Here is an 11,714-nt window from a genome sequence, read left to right as displayed (position 1 = left end):
GACCGCTGAGCATTTTCCTGATCTGTTCCAGCTCTTTTTTGAGCCCCAGGTTTTCTTTCCGCAGGCTCTCCAATTCGTTACTCATGGCAGCCCCTTCCTTATCCAGAAAATTATCAAGCCCCGCAACCGGGTCAAAATTTCTATTGACAAATCGACTGCACCCGAATCACTATCCGGACACACGCGGCTCGCGTGGACCCGGGGGCGTAGCTCAGTTGGGAGAGCGCTTGAATGGCATTCAAGAGGTCAGGGGTTCGATTCCCCTCGTCTCCACACCCTTCTAATCAATATCCCGCATAAGGCTCGATGTCAAGATAATTTGTTCGTACCGTCCAAAAGCGCCCTGCAACACGCGTATCGGCGCCCCACTCGATCCCGCGCGCGTCGACTAGTCCAGCTGGTGCAGCACGATGCCGCTTCGCACTTTGGGCTCGAACCAGGTGGATTTGGGCGGCATGAGGCCGTTGATATCGGCCACCGCGATCAACTCTTCTATTGAAGTCGCGTACATGGAAAACGCGACCTTGAAAGCGCCGGCATCCACCACCCTCTCCAGTTCCTCCGGGCCCCTTATCCCCCCGATAAAGTCTATTCTCTTGTCCCTGCGCGGATCGGCAATGCCGAGCAGGGGCCCCAGGACTTCGTTCTGAAGCACGGTCACGTCGAGACCCTCGATGGGACCGGGTGCGATTTTGAACGAGGGCTCGATCAGGTACCATTGATGCTCCAGGTACATGCAGAAGGAATGCCCGTGCGGGGGCATTTTTTCGCCGGTCTTCCCGACCTTGAACCTCCGGGAGAGCTTTTCAATGAACTGGGCGGGGGACGCGCCCTGCAGGTCCTTTACCACGCGGTTGTACGGGAAAATCCTTAGCTGGTCGTGGGGAAATACCACCGCCATGAACCAGTCGGACTCGCTCTCCCCGGGGGCAGTGGACCGTGTTGCCCTGCGCGCGATGCCCAGTTTCGCGGCCGACGCGGCGCGATGATGCCCGTCGGCGATGTAGAGGGGCCGCGGCGCGATCATTTTCGTGAATCCCGCGATCAGCTCCGCATCCCTGATTACGCGGAATACGTGCCTGATGCCGTCCCCGGTGGTGAAATCGCTCTCCGGGGGTAGTGCCAACGCCCTGGCGAACAGCGGGGCGCCCGCCCCGTCTTCCTTATAGAACGTGAAGACAAGCCCCGCCTGGACGTTGAGCTCGTCCATATGCCGCATGCGGTCTTTTTCCTTGTCCTCGCGGGTGAGCTCGTGCTTCTTGATGAGCTCGTTCATGTAGTCGTCGATACTCAGGCATGTCACGAGACCGGTCTGCTCCCTCCCTGCCATTACCAGGGTATAGAGATACAGCGCGGGCCCGTCATCCTTCTTCAATACGCCGTCCGCGATGAACCGTTCGAGGTTCTTCCTGCCGGCGGCATAGACGGAATCGTCATACATCGATACGTGTGCGGGCAGGTCTATCTCGGGCTTCGAGACGTGGAAAAAGCTCTCGGGCCTGTCTTGCGCGATCGCTCTCGCTTCGTCCGATGAGACGACGTCGTAGGGAAGCTCCGCGACACGGGAAACGCGCCCTGGTTCGGGACGAAGTCCCCTGAATGCCTTGATGCGTGCCATGAAAACCTCTGGTTCAATAAAGTATAGTGGGCACGTGTGGGCACGCGAGGCATTTTTTCAAGTATTAATTGCCGGGGCATGCCCAGCCTCCCCCTCGATGGGGGAGGCTGGGTGGGGGTGAAAGCTTCACCCTCCCCTAACCCCTCCCGTCAAGGGCGGGGGATTTTCTTGAACATCCCTGATGAAACAACCAAAGTCAATATCTCCATGTACACTATTCGGGAGATTTCGTTCAAGGGAGTGGGGGTCGATGCTCCGACAGGCTGTTGACCCGGCCGTACGATCGGGTTTACCGAACGAGGACTCCGGGGAATCAGCCCTCGGGGTCCATCTCGAATACGCCGCCGTGGATGGTGATGTAGCGCTCGATGAGGAATTTTCTTTTTCCCGCGGGTATCGTGATCTCGACCGTTTCGCCCACGGTGTGATTTTGAAGGGCCATGCCCACCGGTGAGGTTGCCGAGATTTTCCCCTCCGAGGGCTTGACGTCGTTCGACGCGACAAGCGTGAATTCGAGCCGGTCGCCGCTTTCGACGTCCTGCACCACGATCGTCGAACCATAGCCGATTTTATCCTTTGAGATGTCGGACAGGTTCAGATTGGACAACTGGCTGAACTGGTTCGAGAGCTGGGCGATACGCGCCTTGACCATCCCCTGGCGCTCGCGCGCGGCGTGATATTCTGCGTTCTCCTTGAGATCGCCGTATGTCCGGGCCTCGGCGATGCGCTTCGGGAGCTCGACCTTGAATTCGTACTTGAGCCGGTCGAGCTCTTCCCGCAGTTTGAGCTTTTTTTCTTCGATGGAGTCATCCATGCCGATACCTCGCCGGTGTGAGATTGCTCCGCTCACGCATGTGAAAAGTCATTTTGCATTGATTTTGATGAGGAGCTTGATATTCTTGTTCTTGTCTTTCTTTACGGCAAAACCGCTCTTTTGGAGGGTTTTCTCGATCCTGTATGCAGCGATATCAACCACTTTTTTATTCATCCGTGAGCTTTCCGTGCCATCCGTGTAATCCATGTCCCCGGGATCCCGCGAAAATACGCAGGCATGAGGACCGCCGCTTCCATTAATATTGTCGGAGATAAGACACCGCAAATTCATCACTTTTCGCGCGCGCGCACCGCAACACCCTGGCTGATCATTCCCTGTATCACGAAAACTTCCTGAGGAGGCCCCCTAAATCCCCCGGAGGGGGACTTCAACAATCGGCAGAATATGCATTTTTTACCATTGGCAGATGTCGTTGCCCCCCGCCGGGGGGTATGGGGGGCGCTTTTTAGCTTGCGGATCATGCCTGCCCCTGCTGAGACCCTACGGTCACCCTGGCCGCGGTCAAAGGGGAGTCACCCTGAGCGCAGTCGAAGGGCGGCTCAATGGTCCGATAAAAAATCCGCGACGAACCCCGGGGCGGGATGGGTTCGAATCTCCTCGGGTGAGCCGTCCTGTTCGATGCGCCCCTCGTTCATGACGGCGACCCTGGTCGCCATCTCGAACGCTTCGCGCTGGTCGTGTGTGACGTACAGAATCGTGATCCCGAGCGCGCGGTGCAGGTCCCGCAGCTCCCGGCGCATCTCGGCGCGCAGCTTCGCGTCCAGATTCGAGAGCGGCTCGTCGAGCAGGAGCACGGGCGGTTCCATGACGATGCCCCGCGCGAGGGCGACGCGCTGCTGCTGCCCGCCCGAAAGCTGGTGCGGGAAACGCCCGCCCAACCCGTCCAGGTGTACCAGCTCGAGCGCGCGGGCGACCTTTTCCCCGCGGACCGGCTTGATAAGTTTCCTGATCCTGAGCGGGTATTCCACGTTTTCATGCACGGTCATGTGAGGCCACACCGCGTAGGATTGGAAGACCATTCCGAATCCCCGTTTTTCGGGCGGGAGAAAACTCCCTTCCCCAAACAGGATTCTTTCATCCAGGAGCACCTCTCCCGTATCGGGCTCCTCGAGGCCCGCGACGATGCGCAGGAGCGTCGTTTTCCCGCAGCCGCTGGGGCCCAGCAGCGCGAGAAAGCTGCCGTGGGTCACCGAGAGCGAAATGTCGCGCAGCACCTCGTTGTGTCCAAAGCTTTTGTATACCCCGGTAAGACGCAGTACGTTCATGAACGCTCCTCCAGTATGTCTACGGTCTTCCCGCCCCGCGCGGCGAGCGCGACCGCCAGCGCCGCGGTGAGGATCATCCAGGCGAGCGCGGCCGCCGACGGCTGATCGGCGTATTCCTGGAGCTGGAACAATACGGTGCCCAGGGTCGCGGCGCCCGGGCCCGTGAGGAGCACGCTCATGGTGAGCTCGGTGAACATGGGCAGCGCGCTCAGGAAGAGCGCCGCCGCGATGGTTTTCTTTAGGATGGGCGCCCATATGTCGGCGAGTACGCGCGCGGTGCCCGCGCCGCATACCCGCGCCGATTCCTCCAGGGCGGGGTGAACCTGGCGGAAGGAGGCCGCGAGCATCCTGGAGCCGAGCGCCCCGTACTTGACGGCGTAGGCGATTCCCATCCACACGAGCGGCATATCGGCCATGAATCCGTAATCGCCCAGAGACACGCTCACCCGCGCGGATACGATGATAATAATGAGCGCGATCACGGTGCCGGGGGCAGCGAACCCGGCACCGAGCGACTCTATGCACCATCGGGCCGCCCTGCTCCCCCTGCGCACCGCGGCGTACGCCACGAGGAAACCGGCAAAGACCAGCAGGGCCGATACTGCCCCTGCAAGGGTGAGCGAGTTCACCAGGGCCTCTCGGAAATCCGGGAGCGAGATCACGTAGCCCAGGTTGCGCAGCGTCCATGCCGAGGGCGCGTAGGTGCCGGCGACGGGCGCCAGCGCCGACAGGGCGAGCGCGCACCACGGCAGGGCGAGCATCACGCCCACGAGCGCCCACGAGATCGCGCTGAGCGGAATGCGCGCCCGTCCCAGGAGGACGAGCGAGGGCCGTGATGAGCGGGCCGCGAGGAAGGCGCCCGCCCGTTTGCGATAGGCGTGCATGAGCCTGTTGGAGAACACGAGCACGGCGAGCGCGATCACGAGCAGCAGGGCGGCGAGCTTGAATCCCGTCATGAGCCCCTGGAATCCGCCCAGCTTGAACTGCGAATAAATGAGCGTCGTGAGCACGAACTCGCGCACCGGCATGCCGAGCATCGCCGGTACTCCGAACGACGAGAGTGTATAGAGAAAGGCGAGACTCATCCCGTTGAGCAGCGGCGGCCACAGCAGCGGCAGGCTCACGTCCCGGAATACGCGCCACGGCGGGGCGCCGCTCATGCGCGCCGCCTCCTCGAGCGAGGGATCAAGCCGGTCGAACCCGGCGCGCAGTTCCAGGTAGGGAAACGCGAAGGCCACGGTGGTTTCCACGAGCACCATTCCCCAGAAGCCGTAAATGCCCTGGGAGGGAAACACGCCCCGGAGTATTCCCACCGCGGGGTTGCCAAGCACGATCCAGGCCATTCCCAGCAGGTAGGCGGGAATCGCGTACGGGATCGAAAGCAGCGTGGCGAGGGCGCCCTTCCCCGCGACATCGGTGCGGGAGGCGATCCAGGCCATGACGCACCCGAACAGTCCCGAGAATCCGGACACGGCGAGGCTCAGCCAGAGAGACCGCACTATGGCTTCCTTTACCACCGGTTCATTGAGGAATGAAAGGTCCATCAGCGCAGCAGAATATCCGTAAAGGTGTTTTTAAGTTCCTGCCGCCGGGAATAGATTTCCTTTTGTATTTCGAGGGACCAGGGCATGAGCCCCGGTTCCAGTTGGGCGAACTCCCTGCCGCCGGGAGGCGCGGGCATCCGCTTCAGGGGCGAATACATGTATCCCGCCGTGATGGCCCGCTGCGCCTCGTCGGTGAAGAACCAGTCGTAGATTTTTCGCGCGAGCTCGGGCCGGCGGCTGTCCTTCATGATGGCGATGGGACTTATGACCGGTATGGTCCCGTCCAGGGGGTAGACGGGAATGACGGGCGAGCCCTTCCGGCGCGCCTTGAGCACGTTTTCCAGGAGGACGATGCCCACCGGCCGTTCTCCCGTTTCCATGCGCGTGATGACCGAACTGTTTCCCCCGGCGACCAGCAAGTCCTGCGCGCGAAGCTCCCTGAAATAATCCCAGCCGAACATCCGCTCGAGCATCGCGACCGCAGTGAACGCCGATCCCGATTCGAGGGGATTGGGCATGCTGACCTTTCCCTTGTGCGGGGGGCCGATAATATCTTTCCAGGATCGGGGCGCGTCCTTTTCGTCGAGTGCTTTCGGGTTGTAGGCGATCACCATGACCGGGAGCCTCACGCCCGCGAAATGACGGTCGGGATCCATGAAATATCCCGGGACCTCGGACGCGGCGGCGCATTCGTACGGCAGGAGCATGCCGGCCATTTTCAGCTCGTAATACCAGAAGGGATCGCTGGTAAGGATGATATCGGCGCGGGTGCGGCCGGCGGCAAGCTCCGCATTCACCTTGCTCGCGATGGTTTCGCTTCCCCCCTGAAACCACATGACCTCGACACCGGGCGGCAGCGCCTTTTCGAGCAGGGGCTTCATCTCCGCGATTACTTCCTTATAGATGCTCGCGTATATCCACACGCGCGGCTTTCGGGAACAAGAGCCCGCAACGAATATCGCAATACCGAGGACAAGAATGGACGCAGAGAATTTTTTCACGATACTCATGCAAAATGCCTACTATAGAAAAGTCCGCCTATCAAGCAGATTTTACTGCAAATTCACATTCCCGGATTGTGTGTGAAACGCGGCGTTCGCTATTCCCGCTTACCCGTTGACTTTTCAAACCGATGTCCGGCGGCATCCTGTTCCCGGGGATAAAATGAAATTGACATAATCGGCGCAATGTGTCAGGGTTCGCGAAAGATAGAGAGCCAAGGGATCCGAACAATGAATGCGGAAGAGCGGAAGAGACAGATACTCGAGGTTGCCAAGAGACTTTTTTCAAGGAATGGCTACTACGAGACCCAGATAAGCGACATCGTGAAGGCCGCCGACATCGCGCGCGGCACCGTGTACCAGTATTTCAAGAACAAGGATGATATCTTCACCACCCTGCTCGACAATTTTTACCGGCAATGGGAGAACGCGGTGTCCACGGGCATCACCGGGGTATCCATCAAGACGATAGACCCCGTGGACTATTTCAGGCACAGGGTGCGCATGACGCTCGTGTTCTTCGAAAGCGACCGTGAAATGTGCAACATAGTGCTGCGCATGGGACACGGGCTTCAAAGGGACTTCGAGTCAATCATCAGGAAGATGGAAAAAAGGATTTACACCCTTATTCAGGGCGATCTCGAGCTCGGGATTCGCGCGGGAAACGTCCGCAAAGACCTGAACGTCGAATTAACCGCCAATCTGCTGGACGGGGCCCTGCTTCACGTCGCGTATCATTATTTCGTGCACAAGAAAAATGAGAAGGCTCCCGTCGATATCGAAAAGATCGCCGGGGAGATAACGGCGGTGTTTCGGGACGGGATTTTCACGCGGCAGGCCTCCGCCCATGCTAAACCTCAGCGTCAATGACGATAAAGCTGAGATCGTCATTGAACCTGTCGGATCCGCGGAATGACGCCAATTCCTTAACAAGGCGCCCCGAGAAATAATCCGCCTTGTCCCCCGCGCCGCGCCGCATGCAGTCCATGAGCCTCTCCTCCCCGAACAATTCCTTCGCTTCGCTGAGACACTCGGTGATACCGTCGGTGAAGATGAGAAGACGATCGCCCGCGCGAAGCGTCACCTCGGCCTCTTCCAGCCGCACCGAGGGAAACCAGCCGAGCGGCATTCCCTTCGTCTTGAGCTCGATAAATTCTTCCGTGGAGCGGCGATGCAGGATCTGCGCGGGATGCCCCGCGCAGGAATAGCGCACCCGGCGCGAAGCCACATCGAGCACCCCGTAGAACGCGGTCACGAAGTTGCTGTTGACCGTCGACCGGTACACCGCGCGGTTCACCGCCGCCAGCGCGAGCGGGGGCGCGCTTTTTTCGCGGGCGCCGTCCAGCGCCATCTTGGCTATGAGCGAAAGAAATGCGCCGTGCAGTCCGTGGCCCGAGACGTCGGCGATGAAGAAATACAGCCGCCCGTCCTGCTCGTAGAGATCGTAGAAATCTCCCCCCACCTTGTCCATGGGCATGCACACGGCATGTGTGCGTATTCCCGGCACAAGGGGAACCTGGCTCGGCAGGAGGCGTTCGAGTATCAGGCGCGCCATGTCGAGCTCGTATTCGATTTCCAGGTTCCGCGCCGAAATGAGGCGCTGGTATTCGTACATTCTTAACAGGGAGTGGATGCGCACCAGGAGCTCCTTCGAGTTGAAGGGCTTGGTAAGGTAATCGTCCGCGCCGTGTTCCAGTCCCTCGATCTTGTTGGCGAGCTCCGCCTTCGCGGTGATCATGAGCACCGGTATCTGTTTCAACGCGGGGTCCGATTTCAGCAGGCGCGTCATCTCGTACCCGTCCATGACCGGCATCATGACGTCGGTGACGATCAGGTCCGGCCGGTGTTCCCGCGCGGCAGACAGGCCTTCCTCGCCGTTGGACGCGAACAGGAGCCGGTATTCCTTTCCGAGGAGAAACCCGATAAAGGACTGCATCTCCTGGTTATCGTCGACGACCAGGAGCGTAACGGCCCGGTCTTCCGACACGCCGGTATCTGCGCCCCCGCCGTCCTCCGTCCGCGACTCCCCGCCAGGATCCTGCAGGGCATGCAGGGCGATGCGCGCATGGTCGGAGATCGCCGATTCGATCTCCCCTGACTCGATGAACGCCGCGTCCTCACGGTATTCCAGGTGCTTTTTGCCAAGGGGCAGGGATACCGTGAACACGCTCCCATGGTTTTCAGGGTAGTGCGCCTTGTGCCGGCTTTCAACGCGAATGTCCCCTCCGTGGAGCAGCGCGAATTCCCTGGCCAGGGCGAGGCCGATACCCGTACCCTCGCGATGCCCCCCCGGCCCCTCGCCCGCCTGTCCAAACCGGTCGAATATTCTTCCCAGGCTTTCCGGCGGCACGCCTTCCCCCGTGTCCTCGCACGCTATACGGCAGACGTCCCCGTCCGCCTTCACCGAAACCGTGATGCTCCCTCCGCCCTCCGTGTATTTGAGGGCGTTCGAGAATATGTTCATTACTATCTTCTCGAGCTTGTCGCTATCCGCCCAGATCATGAGAGGAGCCTGGGGTTGCGAAAACCGTATCGCCACACGCTTCGCGCCGGCCGCGGAGCGGACGGTCCGGAGAAAGGACATGAGGAAATCGACCGCATCGATTTCCTGCACGCGGAGGTTCATGCGGCCCGCCTCGATCTTCGAGAAATCCAGCAGATCGTTGATGAGCTTGAGCAGCCTGATCCCGTTCTTGTGAAGGCTCCTGAAAAAATCGGCGGAAATATTTTTCCCGTAATCCCCCTGGATGACCGACTCGATGGGAGACAGCATGAGGGTGAGGGGCGTGCGGATTTCGTGGGATATATTCGCGAAAAAGCGCGATTTCTGGCGGTCGAGCTCCACCAGGGCCTCTTCCGCTTTTTTGCGCGCGGTGATGTCCCGGGATACCCCCCTGAATCCCGTTTTCGTGCCGTCCGGGGCTGTAATAAGCTCTATGGAATGTTCCGCGTAGCGGCGCCTCCCGTCGCGGCGCACTATTTCGAACACGATGAGCTCCTTGCGCTTGCCGGTGATGTAGACCTCGTGATAGATTTCAAACACGGACTGGACCGATTCCGGGGGCACGATCCGCGAAAAGTTGACGTTCAGCATTTCATCTTTCGAATACCCGAAAAATTCGGCGATGGCGTCGTTCACGAACGTGAAATTTCCAGCCAGGTCCGCTTCATAGATTCCTTCGTGGATGGTCGCGATGATCGCCTGGAATTTCTTCTCGCTGCGATTGAGCGCCTCCTCCGCCTCGAGCTTCTCGGTCATGTCGCGCAGGATCCCCCTGAAACCGGCGGGATTCCCGCCGGAATCCACGATGAGCGAGGCGGTACCCTCGGTGGTGCGCACCGTGCCGTCCTTGCGCAACACCTTCCAATCGAAGATGGGCGACGGCTCGCCGGAGGCGTATATTACATTGAATATCTGGAATATCTTTTTACCCACGTCATTATCCGGCATGAACTGGCTGTAGTTCATGGCCAGCACTTCCTCCAGCGAGTATCCCAGGATGCGCGCGATGGAATCGTTGACGAAGGTGACGTTCCCCTTGAGATCGACCTCGTAATACCCCTCCCCTATGCTCGCGAGAATGTTTTTGTACCGGGCCTCCGATGCCTGGAGCTCCCGGGTCCGTTCGGCCACCATCTCCTCGAGCTCGTCCGCGTAAGAATCGAGACGCGCACGCGCGTCTCCCAGCCCCTCGACCATGGTGTTGAAGCTTCGCACCATGAAACCGACCTCGTCCTCTTTCCTTACCGGGATGGTTACCCCCAGGTTCCCCTTCCGCACCTCCTCGAGACCGTGCACAAGCTCGTTCAGGGGGCCTATCAATACCCCCTGGAAAAAAATGCCGTATCCCAGGGTCACGAACACCATGATGATAAAAAGCGCCCATACGAATTTCATGGCCGCGGGATGGAGGTACGCGCGGTATCCCCGGTAGGGGAAGCCGGCTTCAAAGGCCCACTCGCCGCCCCCGTCAACATGGATGAACGAAACGAAACGCTCGTCCCCGCTCTCCCGGTAGCGCCGGGTGCCCGGTTCGTCCATGGGGGCTATGAACGCCAGGACCTCGTCCCTGAGCGCCGCACCCTCGCTCCCGCTGTAGCGCACATGGCTTGCCAGAACCTGTGCGAAAGGGTAGAAATCCTCGCGGTGACGGTCGGTGTACGCGACGACCTCCTCCCTGAACGAATCGTCCCCCATGGCCTCTATCTTTCCGCGATGATAGCGCACCGCGCGGGATATGCGGTCCAGTGCGCCCAGGACCGTTTCCTTTTTCGCGCTCCCGTCCCCGGAAGCGTTCTGGAGCACCGTGAGGATGAACATCCTATAGGCCGTGCAATGGGACGGCGTGTTTCGCACGGCGTCGATTACGGTCTTTTCAAATTCCCCGCCGGGGATACGGGCGAGGCGCGCCCGCAGCGCGGCGTTGTAGAGCTCGCCGCGCCAACGGCCTATGACCGGCTTCATCTCGTCCATTACGCCATAGATGCGGTCGGGCGCGGTTTTCCCGCCAGTCGACACCCGGTACGCGTACGACATCTCGGGGAGAATTTCACCGGTCTCCGCCGCAAGATGGGTTTTTACCGAGTGCGCGGCATCGTAGGCGACTTCATGATCCTTGAATGAATAATAGCTGAAGCCCTGCAGGATCACCAGCATGGTCACCATGCTGATCCCCACGATTTTTGCCATGAAACTGGTCCGATCCTCCGTGTAGTTGAGATACAGGATGGCTATGATGAAAAACCCGAATATAATGAAGAGATCCCATATCACCTGGTAGAGCCCGCGTTCGATTACGCCGTTGCGGCTGAGAATATTGGCGATGGTGGGCACTATTCCTGAAACGAGGTAGGTGATGCTCATGGCGAGGATAGGCCCAAAACTGCGTCCCCGCATATCGTAGAGTTTCCACGCCATCACCCCGACGAAAATAAGGATATATACCAATATGAATACTCCCACCACCCTGCTCGCACCCTCCGTCGCGAAATCCCACTGGTGCGCCGACGCGATGAAAACCTTCCCGGCACTGACCGTGGAGGCGTAGAAGAACACCGCCACAAGGAGGCTGCACGCATACATCCCCCGGAACAGCCATCGTGCCGCGGGCGTACGCTCCTCCCTGCCGATATGATAAATGAAGAAGGTAAAATGCGTTTCGATAAGCAATATTACGCCGGTCGTGACCCATCGGTGATAGGCCGCCCAGGGATGATAGAAGCTCCCCGCGACCAGGTAGGCGAGGTTGAACACGGCAAGGAGCAGCATGCTCATCCCGATGTGGAACGTGGAACGCGACTTCTCTTTTATTGAGAGAAACAGGTAGGCCAGGAAAAAATTGAAAATGGTGGGTATGAGCGCCCCTACCGTAAAAAAATTCGCGTAAAAGGTTTCCAAAAAGCCCACGAGCGTTCTCCTTCCCGCACCATCGCGGCCTTATTTTCGTGAGT

At 59.5% G+C, this 11,714-nt stretch carries 7 protein-coding genes and 1 tRNA gene; 2 read left to right on the top strand and 6 right to left on the bottom strand.

Going from position 1 to position 11,714, the window contains the following annotated elements; all coding sequences use genetic code 11:
- Window positions 1–200 precede the first annotated feature (200 nt).
- Window positions 201–273: transfer RNA gene (locus EPN93_18125), tRNA-Ala, on the top strand.
- Window positions 274–388: 115 nt separating this feature from the next.
- On the opposite strand, the gene EPN93_18120 is transcribed toward EPN93_18125, so the two are convergent.
- From EPN93_18120 to EPN93_18100, 5 genes are all read right to left on the bottom strand, one after another.
- Window positions 389–1,618, bottom strand: a complete 1,230-nt coding sequence (locus tag EPN93_18120; protein TAL31379.1) for a DUF1015 domain-containing protein — start codon at window positions 1,616–1,618, stop codon at window positions 389–391.
- 313 nt (window positions 1,619–1,931) lie between these two features.
- Complete coding sequence (locus EPN93_18115) at window positions 1,932–2,432, bottom strand: transcription elongation factor GreA (protein TAL31378.1); 501 nt, start codon at window positions 2,430–2,432, stop codon at window positions 1,932–1,934.
- A gap of 560 nt (window positions 2,433–2,992) precedes the next feature.
- Window positions 2,993–3,718, bottom strand: a complete 726-nt coding sequence (locus EPN93_18110; GenBank protein ID TAL31377.1) for an ABC transporter ATP-binding protein — start codon at window positions 3,716–3,718, stop codon at window positions 2,993–2,995.
- Window positions 3,715–5,262, bottom strand: a complete 1,548-nt coding sequence (locus tag EPN93_18105; protein ID TAL31376.1) for an iron ABC transporter permease — start codon at window positions 5,260–5,262, stop codon at window positions 3,715–3,717. Before EPN93_18105 ends, EPN93_18110 begins: the two co-directional genes overlap by 4 nt.
- A complete protein-coding gene (locus tag EPN93_18100; protein ID TAL31375.1) occupies window positions 5,262–6,272 on the bottom strand; it encodes an extracellular solute-binding protein in 1,011 nt (336 codons plus the stop codon). The genes EPN93_18105 and EPN93_18100 overlap by 1 nt, the downstream gene beginning before the upstream one ends.
- A gap of 177 nt (window positions 6,273–6,449) precedes the next feature.
- Here EPN93_18100 and EPN93_18095 point away from each other — a divergent pair, with 177 nt between their 5' ends.
- The gene (locus EPN93_18095; GenBank protein ID TAL31374.1) at window positions 6,450–7,133 is read left to right on the top strand and encodes a TetR/AcrR family transcriptional regulator; all 684 of its coding nucleotides are present in this window, start codon (window positions 6,450–6,452) and stop codon (window positions 7,131–7,133) included.
- Here EPN93_18095 and EPN93_18090 read toward each other — a convergent pair.
- Window positions 7,114–11,670 carry a PAS domain S-box protein gene (locus tag EPN93_18090; protein TAL31373.1) on the bottom strand — a complete coding sequence of 1,519 codons (4,557 nt, stop codon included), beginning with the start codon at window positions 11,668–11,670 and terminating at the stop codon, window positions 7,114–7,116. The two genes, EPN93_18095 and EPN93_18090, sit on opposite strands and share 20 nt — an antisense overlap.
- Between the last annotated feature and the right edge of the window lie 44 nt (window positions 11,671–11,714).

The organism is Spirochaetota bacterium (genome assembly GCA_004297825.1).
In the GTDB taxonomy this organism is placed as follows: Bacteria; Spirochaetota; UBA4802; order UBA4802; family UBA5368; genus FW300-bin19.
This window is presented reverse-complemented; position numbering and strand designations above follow the sequence as displayed.

Bases quoted from the DNA above. Each gene is read 5' to 3' on its own strand.
- EPN93_18115 (TAL31378.1), bottom strand. From the start codon at position 2,432: ATGGATGACTCCATCGAAGAAAAAAAGCTCAAACTGCGGGAAGAGCTC.
- EPN93_18100 (TAL31375.1), bottom strand. From the start codon at position 6,272: ATGAGTATCGTGAAAAAATTCTCTGCGTCCATTCTTGTCCTCGGTATT.
- EPN93_18105 (TAL31376.1), bottom strand. From the start codon at position 5,262: ATGGACCTTTCATTCCTCAATGAACCGGTGGTAAAGGAAGCCATAGTG.
- EPN93_18095 (TAL31374.1), top strand. From the start codon at position 6,450: ATGTGTCAGGGTTCGCGAAAGATAGAGAGCCAAGGGATCCGAACAATG.
- EPN93_18120 (TAL31379.1), bottom strand. From the start codon at position 1,618: ATGGCACGCATCAAGGCATTCAGGGGACTTCGTCCCGAACCAGGGCGC.
- EPN93_18110 (TAL31377.1), bottom strand. From the start codon at position 3,718: ATGAACGTACTGCGTCTTACCGGGGTATACAAAAGCTTTGGACACAAC.